At 69.1% G+C, this 22459-nt stretch carries 19 protein-coding genes and 1 pseudogene; 12 read left to right on the forward strand and 8 right to left on the reverse strand.

Going from position 1 to position 22459, the window contains the following annotated elements:
• Nucleotides 1–51 precede the first annotated feature (51 nt).
• Genes IEW34_RS04900 through IEW34_RS04915 form a run of 4 tightly spaced genes read left to right on the forward strand, consistent with a single transcriptional unit; the run spans nt 52 to nt 5178 of the window.
• Complete coding sequence (locus tag IEW34_RS04900; protein ID WP_188608050.1) at nt 52–1086, forward strand: ABC transporter permease; 1035 nt, start codon at nt 52–54, stop codon at nt 1084–1086.
• A complete protein-coding gene (locus IEW34_RS04905; protein ID WP_194446512.1) occupies nt 1086–2828 on the forward strand; it encodes a dipeptide/oligopeptide/nickel ABC transporter permease/ATP-binding protein in 1743 nt (580 codons plus the stop codon). The genes IEW34_RS04900 and IEW34_RS04905 overlap by 1 nt, the downstream gene beginning before the upstream one ends.
• A complete protein-coding gene (locus IEW34_RS04910; RefSeq protein WP_188608052.1) occupies nt 2825–3799 on the forward strand; it encodes an oligopeptide/dipeptide ABC transporter ATP-binding protein in 975 nt (324 codons plus the stop codon). The genes IEW34_RS04905 and IEW34_RS04910 overlap by 4 nt, the downstream gene beginning before the upstream one ends.
• Complete coding sequence (locus tag IEW34_RS04915; protein WP_188608053.1) at nt 3796–5178, forward strand: tetratricopeptide repeat protein; 1383 nt, start codon at nt 3796–3798, stop codon at nt 5176–5178. The genes IEW34_RS04910 and IEW34_RS04915 overlap by 4 nt, the downstream gene beginning before the upstream one ends.
• On the opposite strand, the gene IEW34_RS04920 is transcribed toward IEW34_RS04915, so the two are convergent.
• The 6 genes from IEW34_RS04920 to IEW34_RS04945 all read right to left on the reverse strand — a co-directional run bounded on the left by IEW34_RS04920 (nt 5165) and on the right by IEW34_RS04945 (nt 11638).
• Nucleotides 5165–5965 (reverse strand): enoyl-CoA hydratase/isomerase family protein, encoded by an 801-nt coding sequence (locus IEW34_RS04920; protein ID WP_188608054.1) that lies wholly within the window; start codon nt 5963–5965, stop codon nt 5165–5167. The two genes, IEW34_RS04915 and IEW34_RS04920, sit on opposite strands and share 14 nt — an antisense overlap.
• Complete coding sequence (locus IEW34_RS04925) at nt 5962–7188, reverse strand: ABC transporter substrate-binding protein (RefSeq protein WP_188608055.1); 1227 nt, start codon at nt 7186–7188, stop codon at nt 5962–5964. The genes IEW34_RS04920 and IEW34_RS04925 overlap by 4 nt, the downstream gene beginning before the upstream one ends.
• 88 nt (nt 7189–7276) lie before the next feature.
• Nucleotides 7277–7657 (reverse strand): DUF6285 domain-containing protein, encoded by a 381-nt coding sequence (locus tag IEW34_RS04930; protein ID WP_188608056.1) that lies wholly within the window; start codon nt 7655–7657, stop codon nt 7277–7279.
• 7 nt (nt 7658–7664) lie between these two features.
• Nucleotides 7665–8672 carry a phosphotransferase family protein gene (locus tag IEW34_RS04935; protein WP_210324450.1) on the reverse strand — a complete coding sequence of 336 codons (1008 nt, stop codon included), beginning with the start codon at nt 8670–8672 and terminating at the stop codon, nt 7665–7667.
• Between the two features lie 80 nt (nt 8673–8752).
• The gene (locus tag IEW34_RS04940) at nt 8753–9961 is read right to left on the reverse strand and encodes an ABC transporter substrate-binding protein (RefSeq protein WP_188608057.1); all 1209 of its coding nucleotides are present in this window, start codon (nt 9959–9961) and stop codon (nt 8753–8755) included.
• Between the two features lie 24 nt (nt 9962–9985).
• A complete protein-coding gene (locus IEW34_RS04945; protein WP_210324451.1) occupies nt 9986–11638 on the reverse strand; it encodes an AMP-binding protein in 1653 nt (550 codons plus the stop codon).
• 453 nt (nt 11639–12091) lie between these two features.
• Here IEW34_RS04945 and IEW34_RS04950 point away from each other — a divergent pair, with 453 nt between their 5' ends.
• On the forward strand, nt 12092–13090 hold the full coding sequence (locus IEW34_RS04950) for a DUF7064 domain-containing protein (protein WP_210324452.1): 999 nt from the start codon (nt 12092–12094) through the stop codon (nt 13088–13090).
• A gap of 34 nt (nt 13091–13124) precedes the next feature.
• Here the strand turns inward: IEW34_RS04950 and IEW34_RS04955 are convergent, their stop codons facing one another.
• Both IEW34_RS04955 and IEW34_RS04960 read right to left on the reverse strand, forming a co-directional pair.
• Complete coding sequence (locus tag IEW34_RS04955; protein ID WP_188608058.1) at nt 13125–14069, reverse strand: D-2-hydroxyacid dehydrogenase family protein; 945 nt, start codon at nt 14067–14069, stop codon at nt 13125–13127.
• A gap of 124 nt (nt 14070–14193) precedes the next feature.
• Nucleotides 14194–15762: an MFS transporter gene (locus IEW34_RS04960; RefSeq protein ID WP_188608059.1), complete on the reverse strand. Its 1569-nt coding sequence runs from the start codon at nt 15760–15762 to the stop codon at nt 14194–14196.
• Between the two features lie 98 nt (nt 15763–15860).
• Between IEW34_RS04960 and IEW34_RS04965 the strand changes: the two genes are divergently transcribed.
• The 7 genes and pseudogenes from IEW34_RS04965 to IEW34_RS31090 all read left to right on the forward strand — a co-directional run.
• A complete protein-coding gene (locus IEW34_RS04965) occupies nt 15861–16382 on the forward strand; it encodes a MarR family winged helix-turn-helix transcriptional regulator (RefSeq protein WP_188608060.1) in 522 nt (173 codons plus the stop codon).
• 163 nt (nt 16383–16545) lie between these two features.
• Complete coding sequence (locus tag IEW34_RS04970; RefSeq protein ID WP_188608061.1) at nt 16546–17751, forward strand: acyl-CoA dehydrogenase family protein; 1206 nt, start codon at nt 16546–16548, stop codon at nt 17749–17751.
• 293 nt (nt 17752–18044) lie between these two features.
• Nucleotides 18045–19049 (forward strand): ABC transporter substrate-binding protein, encoded by a 1005-nt coding sequence (locus tag IEW34_RS04975; RefSeq protein ID WP_210324453.1) that lies wholly within the window; start codon nt 18045–18047, stop codon nt 19047–19049.
• Nucleotides 19050–19132: 83 nt separating this feature from the next.
• Nucleotides 19133–20512 (forward strand): NtaA/DmoA family FMN-dependent monooxygenase, encoded by a 1380-nt coding sequence (locus IEW34_RS04980; RefSeq protein ID WP_188608063.1) that lies wholly within the window; start codon nt 19133–19135, stop codon nt 20510–20512.
• Nucleotides 20513–20529: 17 nt separating this feature from the next.
• Entirely contained in the window at nt 20530–21348 is an 819-nt protein-coding gene (locus tag IEW34_RS04985; protein ID WP_188608064.1) for an ABC transporter ATP-binding protein, read from the forward strand.
• On the forward strand, nt 21345–22196 hold the full coding sequence (locus IEW34_RS04990) for an ABC transporter permease (RefSeq protein WP_188608065.1): 852 nt from the start codon (nt 21345–21347) through the stop codon (nt 22194–22196). Before IEW34_RS04985 ends, IEW34_RS04990 begins: the two co-directional genes overlap by 4 nt.
• A gap of 122 nt (nt 22197–22318) precedes the next feature.
• Nucleotides 22319–22459: pseudogene (locus IEW34_RS31090) on the forward strand (rhodanese-like domain-containing protein); the annotation flags it as partial.

Genomic DNA, 22459 nt, shown 5'->3' on the forward strand with positions numbered 1-22459 from the left:
GGCGATGCGGCCGGGCCGGCACTCGCTCCACGATGCACAGCGAGGTCGCCAGTGCGCAGCCTTATCTACATCGGCCGTCGCCTGCTGCTGCTGGTTCCGCAGCTTCTCCTGATCTCCATCGCCACCTTCGTGCTGATCCGCGCGCTGCCCGGTGATCCGGCGCGCCTGGAACTTGGGCCGCTTGCGCCCCAGGAAGGCGTCGACCAACTGCGGCGGCAGCTGCGGCTGGATCAGCCGTTGCCGCAGCAGTATCTCGCCTATGTCGAGCGGCTGGCGCAGGGCAACCTGGGACGGTCCTGGGTTGGATCGACCGAAGTGTCGGCCGATCTCGCGGTCAGACTGCCCGCTACGCTCGAGCTGATCATCGGCGGCATGCTGCTTGTCGCCGTGGTCCTTGTGCCCCTGGCTATGGTTTCGGCCATGCCGGGAGGCGGGATCGCGGGCCAGCTCGCCCGCAAGGTGTCGTTCGGCTACGGCCTGCTGGCCGGCGCCCTTCCGGATTTCTGGTTGGGGCTGGTGCTGATCTTCGTCTTCTTCAGCCTGCTCGGCTGGGCGCCCGGGCCGGAGGGGCGCCTCGGCATTCTCGACGTGTCGCCTGACCACGTGACCGGCATGTACACCGTCGATGCCCTCATCGCCGGTGATCTGGCGACCTTCTGGTCCGCGCTCGCCCATTTGGCTCTGCCGTGCATCACGCTGGCGTTCGTCTACGGCGCGCCGGTCTTCAAGATGGTCCGGTCGAGCCTCGAGAGTGCATTGAAGGCCGACTATACCCTCTATGCGCGGGCCGTCGGCCTGCGGCCCACGACCGTGCTTCGCTACGCCATGCGCAATGCCGCACCCCCCTCGATCGTGATGGCAGGCGTGGTTTCGGGCTACCTCCTCGGCGGCGCCGTGCTGATCGAGACCGTGTTCAACCTCAATGGTCTCGGGCAGTATGCGGTGCAGGCGGTCACGACAGCCGACTATGCGCCCATTCAGGCCTTCGTGCTGATCTCGGCGGTCTTCACGATGCTGGTCTACCTCCTCGTCGATCTGGCCTATTTCGCGCTTGATCCGCGCGTGTCACGGGGAGCCACGCGGTGATGGCATTCGTGGCGTCGAAGGGGCCTTCCCGCCGGCTACACGGCGTGCGGCGCGTCTGGGCCGGCCTGTCCGCGGGCGATCGCATCGTCGTTCTGCTGTTCGCGCTGATCGTGTCCGTCGCGATTGCCGGGCCATGGCTCGCGCCCCATCCGACCATGACGGCCGATCCCGCCCAACGGCTGCTGCCGCCGAGCCTGGAGCACTGGCTCGGCACCGACGACAACGGCATCGACGTGTTCTCGCGGCTGCTGGCTGCGCCGCGCACCGACGTCACCATTGCGCTGGTCGCGACCCTCCTGTCGGTGCTCGTCGGCGCGCCGCTCGGCGTGCTCGCCGGCCTGTTCGAGTCCCATCCCCGCCGTGTGCTGTCGCTCACCGGCGAGGGCATGCTGCGTCTGCTGGACGTGTTGCAGGCGTTCCCTGTTTTCATCCTGGCGATGGTGCTGGTGGCCATCCGCGGTCCCGGCACCGAGAACGTGATCCTGGCCGTCGCATTCGTGAACTTTCCAGTGTTTCTGAGGCTCGTGCGCTCCGAGTTGCTGTCGCTCAGGCAGCGGCCATTCGCGGAGGCGGCTCGCGCGATCGGCAGGTCCGACCTTGCCGCGGCGTTCGTCCACCTGTTGCCGAACGCCCTGCCGACGGTGGTCGTGCAGCTATCGGTGACGGTGGGGTTCGCCGTGCTGCTGACCGCCGGCTTGAGCTTCGTCGGCGCCGGCATCCGGCCGCCGACACCGGAGCTCGGCGCCATGATCGCCGGCGGCGCCAAGTTCATGGCGCTGGGGCAGTGGTGGGTGTCGTTGTTCCCGGGCCTCGCCCTCGGCGCGATCGTCTTCGTCTGCGGCCTGTTCGGCGAGGTGATCGGCCGCGCGCTCGAGCCGGGGGCCTCCTCAGCCCCTCGGCGTCGGCGGGCGCCACCGCTCGCCGCGGCTGCCGCAGCCACGAATGCGCCGGCCGCCGACCCGCAGGCGCTCCTTGCCGTCGACCGGTTGTCGCTGATCGGCGACGATCCGGAGGCGCCGCTCCTGGAGACTATGTCCCTGTCCCTGCGCCCCGGCGAGCGGCTCGGCATCGTCGGCGTCGCCGGCGCGGGTAAGTCGCTGCTGCTCAGGACGGTGCTGGCGCTGCCGCCGCCCGGCACCACGGTGCGTGGCCGGGTCCGGTTCGAGGGCCGCGATCTCGAGACCCTGCCGGCGGCGGAGCTGCGCCGGCTGCGCGGCGCGACGCTCGCCGCGATCCTGCCGAACGCCAAGGCGCAGCTGAACCCGCTAGTGCGGATCGGCGACTTCATGGCCGCGCAGATCCGGGCGCACGTACGCTGCTCGGAGGCCGAGGCCCGCCGCCGCGCGGCGAAGATGCTGGTGGCGGTGGGGCTGACCGATCCGGAGCGACGCCTCGACGCCTATCCCCATGAGCTCAGCGGCGGCATGGCGCAGCGGGTCTGCATCGCCATCGCCTTGCTGCACCGTCCGCGCCTGCTGGTGGCGGACGAGCCGACGGCCGGCCTCGACGTGACGGTGCAGCGTCAGGTCCTCGACCTCATGCTGAAGCTGTCGAAGGAGCAGAATGTGGCCCAGATCGTCGCCACGCGCGATCTCGGCATCGTCGCCCACTACTGCGATACGGTCGCCGTCCTCGAGGGCGGCCGTCTCGTCGAGATGGGCCCGGTGGCCGCCGTGCTGACGGCGCCGTCGAGCGCCGTGACGCACCGCCTCATCGCCGCGAGCCGGGGAGAGACGGCATGACGTTCGCGCCGCTCGTCCAGGTGGCGCATCTGAGCAAGCGCTTTCGCCTCGACCGGCACCACTACGTGGGTGCCGTCAACGACATCAGCTTCACCATCGGCAAGGGCGAAACCCTGGGCCTGGTGGGAGAAAGCGGCTCCGGCAAGACCACCGTCGGGCGCTGCCTGCTCAGGCTGATCGAGCCGAGCGCCGGCTCCATCACCTTCGCGGGCGCCGACTTGACCGGCGCATCCGCCGCGGAGCTCCGGGCATTGCGCCCGCGCTTGCAGCTGGTCTTCCAGGATCCGCTCGCCTCGCTCAACCCACGCCGGACGATCGGGCAGACGGTGGCCGAGCCGCTGCGGCTGCACACCCGGCAGAGCGCCGCCGCCTGCCGCGCCGCGGCGGCGGAGATGCTGCGTGAGGTCGGCCTCGACGCCAGCCGCTTCGATCGCTACCCGATCGAGCTCACCGCGAGCGAGCAGCAGCGCGTCGGCATCGCGCGGGCGCTGGTGACGCGCCCGGATCTGGTCGTGCTGGACGAGCCGACATCGACGCTCGACCCCATCATGCGCGCCGAGATCCTCGACGTGCTGGAGCGCATGCAAGCCGCGCTCGGCGTCTCCTATCTGTTCATCTCACACGACCTGACCGCCGTGGAGCGCCTGAGCCACCGCATCGCCGTGATGTACCTGGGCCGGCTCGTCGAGATCGGCAGCACGCGCGCCCTGATGCGCCAGCAGGATCACCCCTACACCCGCGCGCTGCTGTCGGCCGTTCTCGACGCGGATCCGACGAAGCCGATTCCACCTCACGTCGTCGAGGGCGAGATCCCGAGTGCCGTCAATCCGCGCGACGAATGCCCCTTCGTCGGCCGCTGCCCCATTCACATTCCGGTCTGCCGGGACGCGATGCCGGGCATGGCGGACATGGGCGGGGCCCATTTCGCGGCGTGCGTGCGCGCGCCGGAACTGGTTCGAGGTGCGCTGTGAGCGGCGCCGTCGAGGACCTGCTGCGCGCCGCCGTGGCGGCGCATCGGGCGGGGCGCTGGGCCGAAGCCGAGCAGGGCTATGCACGTGTCCTCGTGGCCGAGCCCGGCCATGCGTGGGCACATTATTTCGCCTCCCTCATCGCCGACGAACGCGGTGAGGGCGCGCTGGCGCTCGACCATCTGCGGCGCAGCGCCGAAGCGACGGCGCCGCCCGCCGCCGCGCTGGTCGCGCTCGGCAACAAGGAGATGGCGCGCCACGGCTTCGAGGCGGCCCTGGCGGCCTACGTGCGCGCCGAGGTCCAGCGCCCGCGCATGGTGGCCGCGGTGACGGGGCGGGCGCTGGCGCTGAAGCGGTTGGGACGGCTCGACGAGGCCCTGGCCGCATCACGCCGCGCGCTCGAACTGCGCCGGTCGTGGCGGCCGGGCGTGGTGCAGCCGCCGGGCGAGCTCGATCCCGCCGATGCGCAGGAGATGCGGCGAACCAATCGGGTCAAGCTTGCGCACGATGCGGCGCAGCTGAAGTACCTCTGCGGCCAGGGACGGCTCGGCCTTGACTATCTCGACATCGCTGCGGCCTACGAGCGGCTGGCCGACGAGCTGCCGCGTCATCGGGGCGACACGGCGATCGCGGAGCTGGGCGAGCCCGCGCTGGCTGCCACCTCCTTCGCCTACAATCGGCTGCTCCATCTGCCCGCCTGCGCCGCGGCGCCGGGGGCCGTGCTCTCGCAAGGCACGGACTTCGCGCGCGCCGATGCGGCCTTCGTCGAGGCCCACCCGCAGCCGGTCGTCATCGACGATGCCCTGCACCCCCATGCCCTGGCCGCCCTGCAGCGCTTTTGCCGTGAGGCGACGATCTGGTTCGAGGTCAAGGATCACGGCGGCCATCTCGGCGCCTATTTCGAGGAGGGCCTCGGCTGCGAGTTGCTGGTCGAGATCACGCGTGCCCTGTCCCGGGCGCTGCCGCGCAGCCTGGACGGCCTCTCGCTGGCGCAATTGTGGGCCTACAAGCACATGCAGGGCGGCAGCGGTACCGACTACCACGCCGACATCGGCCGGGTCAGCGCCAACCTGTGGATCACCCCCGACGAGGATTGCCTGGAGCCCGACGGCGGAGGGCTGGAGATCTGGCCGGTCGAGATGCCGCCGGGGTGGGACTTTCACAAGGCCAACGTGGATCGGGACAGCATTCGCACGATGCTGGCGGGATCCACGGCGCGGCCGGTCCATATTCCCTACCGGTGCAACCGCCTGGTTCTGTTCGACGCCAACCTCTTCCATCGCACCGGGCAGGGGCGGTTCGCGCCGGGCTACGGGCGCCAGCGGATCAACATCACCTTCCTGTTCGACGCGATGCACCGCGAATCTGTCAGCCCGTCTTGAAGCGTGCGCCACGCTTCTCGATGAAGGCGCTGATACCCTCGCGGAAGTCGGCCGTTCCGGCGAGCCCAACGAAGCTGTCCTTTTCCAAGTCCAACTGGCGGTCGAAGCTGCCCTCCACGGCCTGCTGCACGAGGCGCTTGACGGCGGCGTCGGCGCCGGCGGCGGTCCGCGTCAGCCGTTCGGCGAGCGCCGTCGCGGCGGGCATCAGGTCGGCCTTGGTCACCACCCGGTTGACGAGCCCGAGGCGCAGGGCGTCCGCTGCATCGATCGGCTCGTTGAGAAGCATGAGCTCCACGGCGCGGCGCGGGCCGAGCAGGCGCGTCAGTGACCATGTGGTGCCGCCGTCAGGGCTCGTGCCGAGCTTGGTGTAGGCCGAGCGCAGGGTGGTGTCGTCGGCCGCGATGACGAGGTCACAGGCGAGCGCCAGCCCGACGCCGCCGCCCGCCACCGGGCCGTGGATGGCGGCGATGACCGGCTTCGGCATGCGCCTGATCGACCGCATCACCGCGTGGAAGCGGTCGATCAGTTCAGCTGCGGTTGCCGGCGCCGCGGCGAGGTCGGCGTGGAAGAGGGCAAGATCGCCGCCGGCCATGAACGAGCGCCCGGCACCCGCCAAGACCACGGCGCGCACGCTTGGATCGTCGGCGACGCTCGCGAAGGCCGTGGCCATCGCAGCGGCGAGCGTCTCGTCGAGCACGTTCAGCACGCGCGGCCGGTTCATCGTGAGATAGGCCACGGCCTCGCGCCGCTCCACGAGCAGGGCGTCGGTGGAAGGCGCCCGCGTCATGGCTGCGTCCTCGCGGTCGCGGCCGGCCTGCGCTCCAGGGCGCAGCCGGTCTCGCCGACCGGCCGGAAGGCCTGCTCGGCCGGGATGGTGGCCAGTCGCTCGTAGTAGTCCCAAGATCCCTTCGACTCCTCGGGCCTTTTCACCCTGAACAGGTACATGTCGTGGATCTTGCGGCCGTTGGGCCGGATGTGGCCTTTGCCGAACAGCGGATCGTCCGTGGGGTTGGACTTCATCCAGGCGAGGACGGCGGCGGTGTCCTTGCCCTTCAGCGCCTCGACGGCCTTCAGGTAGTGCAGCACGCCGGCATAAACGCCGGCATGGATCATCGTCGGCATGCGCCCGCCCCGCCGTTCGGCGAAGCGCCTGGCGAACGCCCGCGTGCCGTCGTTGAGGTCCCAGTAGAAGGGGGAGGTCAGCACCAGGCCCTGGGCGGCCTTGAGGCCGAGCGCGTGCACGTCGGAAATGAAGATCAGCATGCCGGCCAGGTTCTGCCCGCCCTGGGCGATGCCGAATTCGGCCGCCTGCTTGATGGCGTTGATGGTGTCGCCGCCGCCGTTGGCGAGCGCCACGACCTTGGCCTTGGAGTTCTGCGCCGTCAGCAGATAGGAGGAGAAGTCCGCCGTCGCCAGCGGATGCTTGACCCCACCGACCACGCGTCCGCCGGCCTTCTCGACGAAGGCCGTGACGTCGCGCTCGAGCGAATGGCCGAAGGCATAATCGGCGGTGATGAAGAACCAGCTGTCGCCGCCGGCCTTGGCCAATGCCGTCGCCGTGCCGTTCGCCAGAGCGTAGGTGTCGTAGGTGAACTGGATCGTGTTCGGCGTGCATTGGGTGCCGGTGAGCTCGGCGGCGCCGGCGCCCGAGTTGATCTGGATCTTGTTCTTTTCGCGCGCGATCTGGTTGACGGCGAGTGCCACCGACGACACCGGCACGTCCAGGACGACGTCGACGTTGTCCTGATCGAACCACTTGCGTACCACGGCGGCGCCCACATCCGCTTTGTTCTGGTGATCGCCCGAGACGACCTCGACCTTGATGCCTTTCGACGCGGCCTTGAAGTCGTCTACAGCCATCTCGGCGGCGATCACCGAGCCGTCGCCGGCAAGGTCGACGAACTGGCCCGAGCGGTCGTTGAGGACGCCGAGCTTGACGGAGACCTGCGCCCCGGCCGTCGTCGTGAAGGCTGCCAGCACGGCAGCGCACAGTGCTGCGATCTTGACCATGGTTCCCCCCTTGCGTGAGCCGGCCGGGCGCGTCGATCGCGCCGTGGTGCGGGCGCCGCCTTCGGCGGTCTTCCCGGGCTTGTGACGATCAGGGCTGCCGGCCGGCTGGCCCGCTCCGTTCCAGATGGCGGGGCCGCACGACGCGGACGTCGTCGATCGTGCGGGCCAGAACCGCCTCGACGACGGCGTCGAAGCGATCATCGAGCCGCCCGGCGCGGATCGCGGCGCAGAGCTCGCGCGCCAGGGGCCCGGGCTCGCCGCCGGCCTTGCCCAGCAGCCCGGCCCAGACCGTCGCGTCGGCTTTCGGATGGCTCTCGCCGGTGCCGAGCTCACGCTCGCAGATGCCGACGAGGTGCGCGGCGACCTGCGCCTGGTAGCGCGCCTCGCCGTCGAGTTGCGGGACGAGTTGGTCCAGCGCCTCGCGGACGCTGGCCAGCAGGTCGTCGATCGCCGGTCGATACTGGCTCATGTCGGCCTCACGCGTAGGCGTTGCGCAGCGTCATCAGCAGATCGTATTCGATCAGGCTGGTGTTGCGGCCGCAGGCGGCGAAGATGACGTCGCGCCGGCCGCCGAAGACATGGCCGTGCGCCTGCATCATGTTGAGAATGGCCCAGCGGACGAGGCCGAAGACCTGCCAATAGCGCACCTCGTCCGGCGTGATCCTTCGGCCGCCGTGATCGGCATAGCTGGCGAGCAGGTCGGAGAGGTGTCCGAAGCCGCCGACAACGAGGTCGGGGCGGCTGAACCGCCATGAGCGCGTGCTGAGCCAGCCGAGATCCTCGGCCGGGCTGCCGAGATGCGAACACTCCCAATCCAGCACCGCGGTGATGCCGGCCGGGCCCACCATCAGGTTGCCGGTGCGAAAGTCGCCGTGCAGCAGGGCGTGGGGCCCCGCATCCGGCCGGTTGCGTTCGAGCCAACGCAGGCCCAGCTCGATGGCCGGGTGCGGCTCGTCGTAGAGATCGTAGCGCCCGACCTGGGCCGCAAGCGGGTCGAGGCTGTCGCGGGTCGTCGCCAGCTGCGGCGTCTGCGCCGGATCGATGCCGTGCAGCAGCGCCAGCAGGGCGCCGACCTGGGCGGCGAGGCGCGGCCGCAGGGCTTCGAACTGCCGTCCCGCAACGATCCGCGACGGCATCGTCTCGCCCGCGACGAAAGCGGTGACGAAGCCTTCGCCCAGACCGTCGGCCGGTTCGAACAGCAGGATCGGTTCGGGCACCGGAAACCCGTGCGCGTGGGCGAGGCGCATGACGGCGAACTGTGCGGCAGCCGGCAGGAAGGGATTGTCGTCGCCGGCGTAGGTCGCCTGGCGCGACACCATGCGCCGGCGGCTCGTTCCCTCGACCAGGTCGAAGATGATCGTTCGGTTGCTGCCGCCGAGCGTCGGAACGACGATATTCTCGATCGATGCGGACGCGCCGGCATGGCGCGCCAGCACCTGGGCCAGCTTCTCACGGCCCTCGTCGATGTTGGCGCTTACCTCCATGGTGCGCTCGCGACGCGGGAGGCGGCTCGATCACTCATGCTGTCCTCCCACGGATCTCGACACCGTGCTGACGCATGGCGCTACTTGACGAGGTAGCAATCGCCTTCACCCATCGGGCGAAAGGCTTTGTCGGCCGGAATACTGCCGACCAGCTTGTAATAGTCGTATGGTGCGGCCGATTCAGAGGGTTTCTTCACCTGGAAGAGATACATCGGGTGAATGTGACGACCGTCGGCGCGAACGCGGCCCTCACCGAACAGCGGATCGTTGCTCGGCATGGCCTTCATCGCCTCCACGACCGTGGTGCCATCGTCGGTCTTCGCCGCCTCGATCGCCTTGAGATAGTGCAGCACCGCCGCGTAGACCCCGGCCTGTACCATCGTCGGATACTTGCCGCCGTTGCGCTCGGCGAAGCGCCTGCTCCAGGCCCGCGTACCGTCGTTCAGGTCCCAGTAGAAGGCCTCGGTCAGGAGCAGGCCCTGGGCCGCCTTCAGCCCCAGGGCGTGCACGTCGGTGATGAAGGCAACCAGCGCCGCCAGCCTCTGCCCCTTCTGCTCGATGCCGAACTCGCTCGCCTGCTTGACAGCGTTGGCCATGTCGGCCCCGGCGTTGGCCAGCGCGATCACCTGGGCGCCGGTGCCCTGGGCGCGGAGAAGGAAGGAGGCGAAATCAGGCGTATTGAGGGGGTGGCGGATGGTGGCCAGCACCTGGCCACCGCCATCCTGCACGACGCGGGCCGTGTCGCGCTCCAACTGGTGCCCGAAAGCGTAGTCGGCGGTGACAAATGCCCATGTCCGCCCGCCGGCCTCCATCAGCGCGCGGCCGGTGCCGTTGGCGAGCGACCAGGTGTCGAAGGTCCAGATGACGCTGTTGGGCGAGCATTTGGAGCCGGTGAGGTCGGTCAGCGAGGTGCCCGAGCCCAGCAGCACCTTCTTCTTCTCGCGGGTGATCTCGTGCACGGCGATGCCGACACCCGAGTTCGGCACGTCGGCGATGGCGTCGACCTGCTCGGCGTCATACCAGGCCCGGGCGATGGCGGAGCCGATGTCGGGCTTGTTCTGATGGTCGCCGGCGACGATGACGATCGGCTTGCCGAGGACGGTGCCGCCGAAATCCTCGGCGGCCATGCGGGCGGCCACGACCGAGCCGGGGCCGGCGATGTCGGCGTAGAACGACGTCATGTCGCCCATGACGCCGATCTTGACCATGGCGTCGCTGATCTGGGCGGCCGCGGGGGCCGCCCAGGCGGTCAGGGCGGCAGCGAGTAGCCCGGCCATCGATCTCTTCATCGTGATCCTCCCCCGTTTTTGTCGTTACCCCGTGCGCTTGCTCAACAGGCGCTCGCTCTTGACGCGAAGGCCCGCGGCCTCGCGGTCCCAGAGTTCGCCCTGCGCGGCTTGGGAGCGCAGGACGGCCTTCTGCACCTTCTGGGTCGGCGTCCGCGGCAGCTCGGGGACCACCCAGACGAAGCGGGGCACCATGTAGGCGGGCATCCGCGGCAGCAGAAAGTGGATCAGCTCGAGCGGATCGAGGCGGGCGCCCTCGCGCAGGGTCACCACAGCCAGAACCTCGTCCTCGCCGTGCTCGCTCGGATAGGCGATGGCGGCGGCATCCTCGATCGCCGGATGCGCGCCGAGCTCCGCCTCGACCTCGAAGGACGAAATGTTCTCGCCGCGCCGGCGGATGGCGTCCTTCAGGCGATCCACGAAATAATAGTTGCCCTCGGCATCGACGCGGAACGCGTCGCCCGTATGGAACCAGCCGTTTCGCCAGGCGGCGGCCGTGGCGTCGGGCGCGTCGCGGTAGCCGTGGTTCATCGCCCAGGGGCAGTCGGTGCGCACGATGAGCTCGCCCGACTCGCCAACCGGCACCTCGCAATCGTTGGCATCGACGATGCGCAGGTCGACGCCCGGGCGCTTGCGGCCGGCGACACCGGGAAGGCCCGGATTGGCCCCCGAGCGGATCGGCACGGAGATCTCCGTCATGTTGAAATGCGTATAGACCGCGCAGCCGAAGCGTTCGGCGAAGGTGAAGGAGGGCTGGCCGTAGGGCACCATCAGCACATGGCGGAGCGGGTGGTGCCGTTCGTCCGCTGCCGCGGGCTGGCCCAGCAGGAAGCTCGCCATGGAGCCGAGGACGATGCAGGTCGTGACCTCGTGCGCCCTGACCGTCGCCCAGAAACTCGCCGTATCGAAGCGTTCGGTGACGACGATCGAGCCCCCCTTGATCAGCACGGCATAGGTGGGAAACAGACCGCCCACGTGGAAATACGGAAGGTTGACGAGAAAGCGGTCGTCCGCGGTCAGGTAATCCAGGCCCGAGGCCGTGGCGTGCAGATGAACGTAGGACGACAGTACGGCCTTGGAGGGCCCGGAGGTTCCCGACGTGTAGATGATGGCCTGGGTGTCCCAGGGGGCGATGGGGCGCAGCAGGGGCGGCGCAGCCCCGTCGTCCGAACGGAGCGCGTCCGGCCCTCGAATGGTGAGACCGGGCACCGGCTCGCCGGCCTCGCCGAGCGCGACGACGACAGTCTCCAGTGCCGCGCGTTCGATCTCGGCCAGGCGCTCCAGCAACTGGCCGTGGATGACCAGGAGCTTGGCGCCGGAGATGCCGACGACGTGCTCGAGCAGAGCGCCGCGATAGGCCAGGTTGATCGGAACGTAGATGGCGCCGAGCATGTTGAGGCCGAACCAGAGGCGCAGCGCTTCCGGCCCGTTCGGCAGCCACGACAGCACGGTGTCGCCCTGGTTCACGCCGAGCGAGCGCAGCGCGTTGCCGGTGCGGATGGCGGCATCCAGCGTGTCGCGATACGTCCAGCTGCTGCCATCGGCAAATAATGCGAAGATCTTGTTGGGACTGGCGGCGGCGCGGCCCTCGAGCAGCGCCCTGAGCACGCAGTCCGCCACCGCGGGCATGCGCAGGTCGGTCCGGACCGCTGCCTCTGCCATCTGCTTGCTATCGACCACAGGTCCCATCCTTTGGCGATGACGTGAAGGGCGTCACAGGGATCTTGACGGTTTGGGCCGTGGCAGCCGGCTGGGCTCCCAAGGGGATGGATGGTCGGGCCAAGCTCGACCAGGACGTTGAAAACAAATGGTTTTGCCTTGCAGCGGTCATGGTCGGGCTTGACCCGACCATCCATCCTTTCAAGGACTCAAGATCTCCGTGCAGCACCGCGACTTGAAAACAGGCGCTTGTATCGCTCGAGCGGTGCGCCCGAGCGGACGCGCTCTAGCTGTGGGCGAGGGGCCTCGCACGGGCCGCGATCATCGGGTTCCTCCATATTGAATGTTATTCACTTTGGACATACGGTATGTCAACGCGAATAACGGGGCAAGCGCAAAACGCGTCGGCAACGTCCGAAAGCGGAACGGGCACGGCGGCGGCACCACGCGCCTCGCACACCATGGAGGAACAAGGTGGGGTATGAGCTCGGTCGCGACGACGAATACATGCATCAGCCGACGGCTGAGCCGCACTTCAATGAAAGCGTCTATGCCAACGGCTTTGATTTCGGCACCGGCGTAGGCGGCTGGATGCGGCTCGGCAACCGCGTCAACGAGGGCTACGCCGAGTTGTCCGTCTGCCTCTACTTGCCCGACGGGCGCATCGCCTGCCAGTTCCAGCGCCCTGCCATCACCGCCAACGACCGCTTCGACGCCGGCGGGCTGCGCTATGGGGTCGAGGAGCCGTTCCGTAGGGTCAGCATGACCTACGAGGGGGACCTGCTGCTCCTGGACGACCGCGATGCGCTGCGCGACCCCAAGCGCATGTTCGCCGTGGCCAAGCGCGTGCCCGGCTCGGTGCGGCTGGCGCAGGAGGCCGATTCACCCGTTCACGGCGGCGTGCCGGCCTCCGCCGTGCACGAGCCGATGTATGGCTGGGACTTCTCGCTCGGCCATTTCAATCAGCACACGCGCGTCACAGGCGAGATTCGCTGCGGCGGCGAGACTTTCCCGCTGGTGGGTGCCGGCTGGCGCGACCACTCGTGGGGGCCGCGGCTGTGGCAGAACATCTTTTACTACCGGCTGTTCATCGCCAATCTGGGCGAGGGCCGCGGCTTCATGCTGCTGAAGATCACCGATGCCGGTGGCCGCACCCGCCGTCTCGGCGTGCTGCTGGTCGACGGACAGTACGAGGAGGTGGAGGAGTTCGACCTGATCACCGATTGGGATGCCCGGCAGGACCCGAGCATGGTGCGGCTCGCGGTGCGAACGGCCCATCGTCGTGCGGTTATTTCCGGCGAGATCGTCTCGCTGGCGCCGCTGCGCAATCGGCGCGAGATCGGCGGCCGCACGGTGACCTCGCGCATCGCAGAGGGGCACACGCGCTTCACCTGGGACGGCGTGACCGGTTACGGTATGACCGAATACATCGAACGCCTCGACGGCGAGCGCCTCGTCGGTTACCCGCTGTGAAAGCGAGCCGGCGGTCGGCGCCGACCGCCCCGGATCAGCGTCCGCTCGCCGCCCGCTGTGCCATCCAGGCTGCGATGTTGCTGACCGTCTCGCCGTAGAAGCTGCGGTAGACCTCCTGCGAAACGTAGCCGATGTGCGGCGTCGCCAGCAGCCGCTCCTGGGTGCGGAACGGGTGATCCGCCGGCAGCGGCTCGCTGTCGAAGACGTCGACGGCGGCCCCCGCGATGCGTCCGGCGCGCAATGCATCGAGCAGGGCCGCCGCGTCGACGATCGGCCCGCGCGAGGTGTTGACGAGATGGGCGGTCGGCTTCATCAGCGCCAGCATCGCGGCGTCGACGAGACCGCGCGAGCGCGCGCTTAGGACCAGGTGGATGGTGAGAAAGTCCGCCTGGCCAAACAGCGCCTCCTTATCGACGCGGGCCGCACCGGCCGCCGCCGCGGCCTCGGTGGTCAGGTTCTGGCTCCAGGCGATGACGTGCATGCCGAATGCCTGAGCGATCCGCGCGACTTCGCCGCCGATGTTGCCGAGCCCCAGCACGCCGAGCGTCTTGCCCCTGAGCCCGGTGCCGACCGTACGCCGCCAGCCGCCGCTGCGCACCGCGGCGGCCTCCTCGACGAGCGAGCGGGCGCTCGCCAGCAGCAGGGCCCAGGTCAGTTCCACCGTGGAGGAGGACGAAGCGCCGGTGGTGACGACGGCGATACCCAGCTCGGTCGCCGCCGCGGTGTCGATGGAGGCGTTGCGGCGCCTCGTCGATGCGATGAGCCGCAGGCGTGGCAGCCGTTCCAGGATGGAGCGCGGCAGCGGCGTGCGCTCGCGCATGACGCAGACGACGTCGAAGGGAGCGAGGCGCTCGACCACCGCGTCCGGTTCGGCGAGGTGATCGCGGAACACGCTGATCTCGGCGCGGGCGGCGACGGGCGACCAGTCGGCCAACTCCAGAGCCACGCCTTGATAATCGTCCAGGATGGCGACGCGCATGCCGAGCTCCTCCGTTGGCCGCCGGCGCGCGTGGCGGCGATAGGCCCTTTGCTCCCTCAGAGCACCGGATTTGCGGCGATTAGGCGGCTCTCGCGCCGGACGGGCCGATCGCGCGGGCGGCCTCTCAATCGATCGCCGCCGCCGGCTCGCCCGCGGTGGTCGAAGCGGCTTCGCCGTGGTCCACCAGCAGGAAGGTTGCCAGCCCTGCGGCCGCGGCGACCAGCGCCGCCAGCAGGCTCGCCGCGGCGAAGCCGTCGCTGAAGGCGGCCTGACCGGCAGTACGGATGCCTTCCCGCAGGGCCTCCGGCATCTGCGCCAGGACTCCCACCGTGTCGCCGGAGGTGATGCGCCGCGCCGCCAGGGAGGCGAGCGTGGGGGAGAGGCCGGCGCGGCTGGCGGCGTCGGCGAAGTGGCCGACCGCCACGTGGCTCAGCACCGCGCCGAAGCCGGCGACGCCGATGAGCAGGCCGCCGAAGCGCAGCGTCGCGCCCAGGCCCGACGCCATGCCCGCCCGCTGGGACGGCACGGCGCTCATCATCGCCTTCGTGGTTTCGCTGTTGAGGAGCCCGGCTCCGCTGCCGGCGACCAGCATGGCCGCGGCGAGGGCCGGGTAGGGCGCTCCGGCGCGTGCCAGAGCCCAAAACAGCACGTTGCCGACGAGCGTCACGGCGAGCCCGGCGGTGAGCAGGGCACGGCCGGAATGGCGGTTCGCCAGCGCCGCTCCGGCACGGGGCGCCAGGAACATCGGCAGCGCAAAGGGCAGCATCGCCAGCCCGGCTGCCATGGGCGCGAAGCCGTAGGCATTCTGGAGGAACAATGGCAAGTAGAAGATCATCACCTGGGCGGCCGCCGCATAGCCGATCATGGCGGCCGCAGCGCCGACGACGGCAGGCCGCCTGAACAGGCCCAGGTCGACCATGGGGCGCGGCTGGCTCAGTTCTGCGACGGCGAAGCACGCGAACAACGCTGCGGCGCCGGCGAGCCGCAGCAGGATGGCGGAGCTCGACCAGCCCGTGGCGTTGCCGTCGATCAGTGCCCAGATCAGCAGGAAGAGCGCCAGGCTGAACGTGACGATGCCGGCAACGTCGAGGCGCTTGGCCTCGGGATCCGAGGATTCCGGAACGTCCCGCACGGTCGCGGCGAAGAGCGCGGCACAGAGCGGCACGTTGACCAGGAATACCCAGCGCCAACCCACGACGTCGGTGATGACGCCGCCGACGATCGGTCCGGCGGTGATGGCGATGCCCAGGCAGGAGCCCCAGAAGGCGTAGGCGCGCGCCCGGGCGGCCCCGGTGAAGGCGTGGCCGATGACGGCCAGCGACGCCGTCAGCAGCAGCGCGGCGCCGACGCCCTGGGCGGCACGCGCCAGATTGAGCATCGGCGACGAATTGGCGAGCCCACAAGCACCTGATGCGGCGCCGAAGAGCGCAAGCCCGATCAGCATGCCGCGCTTGCGGCCGTGCCGGTCGGCGAAGGAGCCGGCCGCCATGAGGAGCGCCGCGAAGCTCAGGATGTAGGCGCTCACCACCCATTCGATCTCGGCAAAGGTCGCGGCCAGCGATCGTGCGATCGCCGGCAGCGAGACGGCGACGATGTTGGAATCGAGCATGATCAGCGACGAGACCAGCGAGGCGACCAGCAGCACGCGGAAGGTGGCGAAAGCGCCGGGACGGTCGGTGGGGAGCGTCGCCATGTCGGGTCTCCGGGCAGGGACAATTATCGGCATATGCCGATATTATTGATTAGGGGCATATGCTAATATTCGTCAAGCCGGGATCGACGGAGGGGAGGATGGTGAGACGAGGGGCGGCAGGGACGGGGCAACGCGGCGGCGCGGCACAGGGCGGCCGAGGCGCGCAGCCCCGGCCGGCGGACGTGTGCAACGCGGCGGCACTGCGCAGGGCGACCCGGCGCGTATCGCAGATCTACGATGCGATGATGGCGCCGAGCGGGATTCGGTCGACGCAGCGCTCGGTCCTCGCCCAGATCGCGCGGTCGGGAACGCCGACGATCGGCGACCTTGCCGAAGCCATGGTGCTCGACCGCTCCGCCCTGGCCCACAACCTGAAGCCGCTCGAGCGGGACGGCTACGTCGTCGTCCGTATCGACCCGGCAGATCGGCGCAACCGCATCGTCGGACTGACCGATGCCGGCTGGGCCAAGCTCGACGAAACGTTCGCGCTCTGGTCCGCGGCCCAGCACCGCTTCGAGGCGACCTTCGGGCCGGACCAGGCCGCGGCGCTGCGGGCGGCACTCCAGGTGATCGCGTCCCCCGATTTCGCCGCGCGGCTCGGCGAGGCTGCCGGGGACTGAGCGGGCGGGCCTTCGCTGCGGCGGCCGCGACGTCGGGAGCGACGCCAGTGCCTGCGCGACCTCGACACCGGCCGATTTGCGCCCCGCTTGCCTTCCGATCCATATTGAATATGCTTCATTTAAGCCCGAAGGGGCGCCGGCACGGCCGGTGGGAGGAGGCGGCATGGGTGCGGTTGCAGAACGGCAGTCGAATATTCGGTCCACCAGCTTCGCGCTGACGGAGGAGCAGCGCGAGGTGCTGGAACAGGTTTCGCGCTTCGGCGAGGCCGAACTGCTGCCGTTGCAGCAGCGCATGGACGACGAGGAGTGGTGGCCGCCCCATGTCATGCCGGCGCTCGCCGGAATGGGCCTGCTCGGGGTTACCGCGCCGGCCGCGTACGGCGGCCTCGACGGCGATTTCTTCACCTCGGGGCTGATCGCCCAGGCGCTCAGCCGGTGGAACCACGCCGTGGCGCTGAGCTATGTGGCGCACGAGAACCTCTGCCTCAACAACATCGTTCGCCACGCCAGCGACGAGCTGAAGCACCGCTACGTGCCGGGCATGTGCGACGGCTCGCGCATCGGCGCCCTCGGCCTCACCGAGCCGGGTGCCGGTTCCGACGCGCTGGGCTCGATGGCGACGACCGCGCGGCTCGACGGCGACCACTACGTGCTCAACGGCCGCAAGCTGTTCATCACCAACGGCCCGGTGGCCGATGTCGTGCTGGTCTATGCCAAGACCGACAAGGAGCGCGGCGCCAGGGGCATCTCCGCCTTCCTGGTCGAGACCAAGACGCCCGGCTTCGCCGTGGCCCAGAAGCTGGACAAGATGGGCTTCCGCGGGTCGACCACGGCCGAGCTCCTGTTCGACGACTGCCGCGTGCCGGCGGCCAACCTGGTCGGACGCGAGAACGGCGGTGTCGCGGTGGTGATGAGCGGGCTCGATCTGGAGCGCGCCATCGTCGCCATGATCAACCTGGGCATGGCCGAGCGCGCCTTCGACCTCGCCCTCGACTACGCGCGCACGCGCCAGCAGTTCGGCAAGCCCATCGGCGAGTTTCAATTGGTGCAAGGCAAGCTTGCCGAGATGTACACCACGATCCGGGCGATGCGGGCGCTATGCTATCAGACCCTGGCAGAGGCCAACGACATGGCCGGGGATGCGGGCGGCCGCGGCGAGATCCACGCCCTCACCGCCGCCTCGATCCTGTTTGCAGCCGAGGGCTGCACCCGGGTCGTCTCCGATGCCGTCCAGATCTTCGGCGGCGCCGGCTACATGCGCGAGACCGAGATCAACCGTCTCTACCGGGCCAGCAAGCTCCTGGAGATCGGCGCCGGCACCACCGAGATCCGCAAGCTGATCATCGGCGGCGAGATGCTGAAGCGCTGAGGCGCACCGCGCCTCGGGCGACGGTGGCTGCGCCGCGCCCGGCCTTGGGCATCGTCGCCACGCGCGATCGGCCGTCCAAGCCTCAACCCAGCGATGTCGTGTAAAAAAGCCTGCTCGCGCCGCCCTCCGGCGCGGCAGGCTCATTCTGCGTCCGCGCCCCAATTAGCAACATTCATCCCTTGCTGGGGATAGTGCGCCTTCATAAACTGCACGTCGTATCTATGACTTAGGTTCCAATTCGGGACCTAAATATACGTAAAATCGAGCAAGAGATTTTCGCTATGCTTTCCAGGATGACCGCGGCTGCCGCCGGTTCGGCGGCGCTCGGGCTGCTGCTCGTTGCAGGCCTCGTGGATCGGGTGGACGCCGCCGGGCCGGACGAGGCGCCGCTGGCCGTGGTGCGGATCGCTGCGGTGTCCGGCTCGGTGATGCCGCAGGACTTCAGGGCCGGCATCCAGAAGGGCTTCTTCAAGAAGCACGGGCTCGACATCAAGATCACCGAACTCGCCACGGGCACCAACAACATCACCGCGGCGGTGCAGGGCAGCGCCGACATCGCCTACGCCGATATCTTCGCCGGCCTCTCCTCCATCAAGAACGGCTTCGACATCGGTCTGGTCGCGCCCCACAACGGAGCCGGTCCCTACCAGTTCCTGCTCGTGCGCCAGGACAGCGAGCGCAGGGCGTTCAAAGACCTTCCGGGCGCCACGATCGCGCTCGGCGCGCCGCCCCAGTTCAAGGCCATCACCTCGGCCGTGCTGGCCTCGCAGGGCGTCGACCCCAAGACGGTGAAATTCACCATCGTGCCCGACCAGACCACCTTCGGCGCGGTGCTGCAAAGCCGCCAGGCGGACGTCATCTCGACCTCGAGCGCCGTCAACGCCTATCAGTGGCTGAACCAGTACAAGCTCCATGCCATCGGCGATTCCGACAAGGCCAAGTTCGAGCTGACAAAGGACAGTCCGATCGCCGGGTGGTGGTCGACCAGCGCCTGGTTCGCCGCCAACAAGCCCGTCGCCATCCGCTTCCGCGACGCGTTGCGCGAGACGATTCGCTGGTACGCCACGCTGAGCGACGAGGAACGCGCCGCCTTCGTCAAGGAGCAGACGAAGATCGACCTGGTGGCGCTCGACAAGCAGACACCCGGCGTGCTCGCCGCCGCCACCGTCTACTTCGGCTTCGGCAAGCCGGTCGATCTGGCACGGCTGCGAGATTGGATCCGCACCGGCAACGAATACGCCAACGTGCCGACGGGCGTCGATCTCGACAAGCACATCTTCGAGACATCGCTGAACTGAAGCCCGGCAGAGCGAGGGCCGCGGCGCAGCGCCGGCCGCCGCGCGCCGCCGTCGCTCGCCAGGGCCGCATCGGGAACATTGTCATGAGCAGCAGGACGCGCAGCCTCAAGATCGCCTATTCGGCATGGCCGACCGGCCGTCACGCCAGCGCCTGGCGCCTGCCCGAGGCGTTCAACGGGGGCACCGTCGATCCGGTCTATCTCGCCGACACCGTCCGCACCGCCGAGCGCGGCCTGTTCGACTATTACTTCGCCGGCAACGCCATTTCGAGCACGGCCGACGCGCAGCGGAGCTGGCACAACGACGTCTTCAAGATCGAGGGCTTCACGCTGGCCTCGTACGCGGCGGCGATCACCCGCCACATCGGGCTGGTCGTCACCGTCAACAGCACTTATGCGGAGCCCTACGACACCGCCCGCGCGATCGTGTCCCTCGACCATCTGAGTGGCGGGCGCGCCGGCCTCAACATCGTCACCGGCGTCGAAGGCATCGATGCTCCGGCCCAGAACTATGGTCAGGCCAAGCACCTCGGCCGGGCCGACAAATACGGCCGGGCGGAGGAGTTCCTCGAGATCATCCAGAGCCTCTCGGACAGCTGGGAGTCGGACTATTTCGTCGACGACCGTGAGGCCGGCGTCTTCATCGACGCGACGAAGGGACATCCGATCGGCTTCGAGGGCCAGCACTACACGGTCAAGGGTGCCCTCAACGTGCCGCGCCCGCCGCAGGGCCAGGTGCCGATCGTTCACGCCGGCAGCTCGGAGCAGTCCTTCGCCTACGGCGCCAGGCACGCCGATATCCGCTTCAGTCCCTTCGTGTCGACCGACTGGAACCGCGACTATTACAAGCGGGTCAAGGGCCTGCTGCCGCAGTACGGCCGTGATCCGGACGACCAGTTCATCATCCCGGGCATCACCTTCTATGTCGCCGGCACCGCGGCGGAGGCGCATGCCAAGTTCCGCGAGGTGCAGAACCTCGTCGTCACCCAATACGCACCGGCGCAGGTCGGCGACCTCGTCGGCGTCGACGTGCGCTCGATCCCGCCCAGGGAGAAGATCGTCAGCGTCTTCGACGAGGCGGTCTTCACCAGGCATCCGTGGCTGGGGACCGCGCTCGCCGCCTTCGGCGACGAGACCGTGACGCTCCAGGATCTGTTTCACTACATCTCCAACAAGGGCCACCTCAACCAGCCGCCCGTCGTCGGCAGCGGCAAGCAGGTGGCCCGCTGGATCGCCGACAATTTCGAGGCCCGGGCATTCGACGGCGTGAAGCTGTTTCCGCCCTATGCGCGCACGCCGCTCGATGCGTTCGTCGATCTCGTCGTGCCCGAGCTGCAGCGCCTGGGCGTCTACAAGACGGCGTACGAGGCCTCGACCCTGCGCGGTCATCTCGGCCTGCCCATCCCGGCAAACCGGTATGCGGCGCGGCGCGAGACGCCGGCGCGCGTCAAGATTCCGGCCTGACCGGCCGCGGTGCGCTCATGACCACGGTTCGCGCCACACGCGTCGGCAAGCGCTATCTGTCCGCCAGCCGGGAAACCGTGACGGGCCTTTCGCCGGTCGACCTCGCCGTCGAGGATGGCGCGTTCGTCTCGATCGTCGGCCGCTCCGGCTGCGGCAAGTCCACGCTGCTGCGCCTCATCGCCGGCTTGGAGCAGCCCTCGCTCGGCGCCGTGGAGGTGGACGGAGTGCGTGTGACGCGGCCGCCCGACAGCGTGCGCTACGTTTTTCAGGACTACGGCCAGTCGTTGCTGCCCTGGAAGACCGTCGGCGACAACATCCGGTTCGGCCTTCGTCACGCCTATGCCCTGACCGAGCGCGAAGCGCGCCGGCGCGACTGGGATGCCCTGATCGAGACGAAGCTGCGCGAGGTCGGGCTCTCCGGCGTCGCCGAGCGCTATCCGTCGGAGTTGTCCGGCGGCATGCAGCAGCGGGTGGCTATTGCCCGCGTGCTGGCAGCCAGGCCGAAGATCCTGCTGCTCGACGAGCCCTTTTCCGCAGTGGACGCGCTCAGCCGGGCCATGCTGCAGGACCTCGTCCTGGAGATCTGGCGCAGCCACGGGCTGACCGTGCTGTTCGTCACCCACGATATCGACGAGGCGATCTACCTCTCGGATCGGGTGATTGTGCTCGGGCCGCACGGCCGGGGCATCGACGCGGACGCGGCCGTGCGGCTCGAGCGCCCCCGCCATCAGGTCTCCACGCGATCGAACCGCGAATACCTCAGGCTGCGGGGCGAGATCTTCGATCTCGTCATGGGCGCGCAAGATGCCTCGCGCGGGGTGAGGGCCCTGCAATGACGGCGCACTACCTGGAGGCCGCGAGGGGGCGCGAGAGCCCCGATGTCGCCCCATCCGCACCACTTAAGGTGAAGGCGTTCGGACGCGCTTTCGTCCGCAGCCGGGCGCTGGGTTGGAGCGCCGTGCTGGCCCTCCTGGTCGTCTGGCAGGTGGTCGCCACCGTGCGCACCATGCCCGAGTTGCCGCCGCTCGACGCCATCGCCGTGGAGTGGCTGGATCAGGTGGAGAACGGCGAGCTGTTGTCGGCGCTGCTCGAAACCCTGCGCATCACCGCCATCGGCTTCGTCATCGCGACGCTGGTCGGGGTTGCGCTGGGCTTCCTGATGGGCCGCGTGCGGGTGGTCTGGGCGCTGGCCGAGCCGGTCGTCGAACTGGCGAGGCAGATCCCGGTCTCCGCGCTGCTGCCGCTGCTGATCCTCTACCTCGGCATCGAGGACCGGCTCCGGGTGACCGTCGTGGTCATCGTGGCCACGTTTCCCATCCTGCTCAACGCCTTCGCGGGAGCCCGCAGCCTCTCGCGCACCATGCGGCTGACGGCGCAGACCTTCCGCCTGACGTGGTGGCAGACACAGGTGGAGATCGGCATCCCCGCCGCGCTGCCGTTCATCCTGGTCGGCATGCGGCAAGCCCTCGGCATGACGCTCGTCATGGCCGTCGTCACCGGAATGCTCGCCGGCAACAGCGGTGTCGGCTACTTCATCCTGCAGGCCCAGCAGGTGCTCAACGTGCGGGCGCTGTTCGCGGGCATCTTCACCATCGCCATCGTCGGCTATGCGCTCAATGCGCTGTTCCTGCTCCTCGACCGCCGGCTGACCCGATGGCGGACCCTCGGCGCGGCTGACGATTGATCGCGCCGGCTTTCCCGCAGACGTCTCGACGAGGCCGGCATGACCGCGCGTGACCCCAGCCCCTTCATCGGCGCCGACGAACTGGCGGTGGAACTCGCCGGCGGCCGGCCGTCCCGTCGTTCGTGGCCCAGGGGACGCTCGTCGATACACGACCGCCAGCGGCCTATGGCACCGGCCACATCCCGGGCGCCAAGACTGTCCCCATCGGCGGGTTGGTGGATGGGGACGGTCTGCTGCTGCCGGCGGCCGAGCTCAGGCAGCGC

This window comes from Chelatococcus reniformis (genome assembly GCF_014640075.1).
In the GTDB taxonomy this organism is placed as follows: Bacteria; Pseudomonadota; Alphaproteobacteria; order Rhizobiales; family Beijerinckiaceae; genus Camelimonas; species Camelimonas reniformis.

Bases quoted from the DNA above. Each gene is read 5' to 3' on its own strand.
- IEW34_RS04905 (WP_194446512.1), top strand. From the start codon at position 1,086: ATGGCATTCGTGGCGTCGAAGGGGCCTTCCCGCCGGCTACACGGCGTG.
- IEW34_RS04910 (WP_188608052.1), top strand. From the start codon at position 2,825: ATGACGTTCGCGCCGCTCGTCCAGGTGGCGCATCTGAGCAAGCGCTTT.
- IEW34_RS04920 (WP_188608054.1), bottom strand. From the start codon at position 5,965: ATGACGCGGGCGCCTTCCACCGACGCCCTGCTCGTGGAGCGGCGCGAG.
- IEW34_RS04925 (WP_188608055.1), bottom strand. From the start codon at position 7,188: ATGGTCAAGATCGCAGCACTGTGCGCTGCCGTGCTGGCAGCCTTCACG.
- IEW34_RS04930 (WP_188608056.1), bottom strand. From the start codon at position 7,657: ATGAGCCAGTATCGACCGGCGATCGACGACCTGCTGGCCAGCGTCCGC.
- IEW34_RS04935 (WP_210324450.1), bottom strand. From the start codon at position 8,672: ATGGAGGTAAGCGCCAACATCGACGAGGGCCGTGAGAAGCTGGCCCAG.
- IEW34_RS04940 (WP_188608057.1), bottom strand. From the start codon at position 9,961: ATGAAGAGATCGATGGCCGGGCTACTCGCTGCCGCCCTGACCGCCTGG.
- IEW34_RS04955 (WP_188608058.1), bottom strand. From the start codon at position 14,069: ATGCGCGTCGCCATCCTGGACGATTATCAAGGCGTGGCTCTGGAGTTG.
- IEW34_RS04960 (WP_188608059.1), bottom strand. From the start codon at position 15,762: ATGGCGACGCTCCCCACCGACCGTCCCGGCGCTTTCGCCACCTTCCGC.
- IEW34_RS04965 (WP_188608060.1), top strand. From the start codon at position 15,861: ATGGTGAGACGAGGGGCGGCAGGGACGGGGCAACGCGGCGGCGCGGCA.
- IEW34_RS04970 (WP_188608061.1), top strand. From the start codon at position 16,546: ATGGGTGCGGTTGCAGAACGGCAGTCGAATATTCGGTCCACCAGCTTC.
- IEW34_RS04975 (WP_210324453.1), top strand. From the start codon at position 18,045: ATGACCGCGGCTGCCGCCGGTTCGGCGGCGCTCGGGCTGCTGCTCGTT.
- IEW34_RS04980 (WP_188608063.1), top strand. From the start codon at position 19,133: ATGAGCAGCAGGACGCGCAGCCTCAAGATCGCCTATTCGGCATGGCCG.
- IEW34_RS04985 (WP_188608064.1), top strand. From the start codon at position 20,530: ATGACCACGGTTCGCGCCACACGCGTCGGCAAGCGCTATCTGTCCGCC.
- IEW34_RS04990 (WP_188608065.1), top strand. From the start codon at position 21,345: ATGACGGCGCACTACCTGGAGGCCGCGAGGGGGCGCGAGAGCCCCGAT.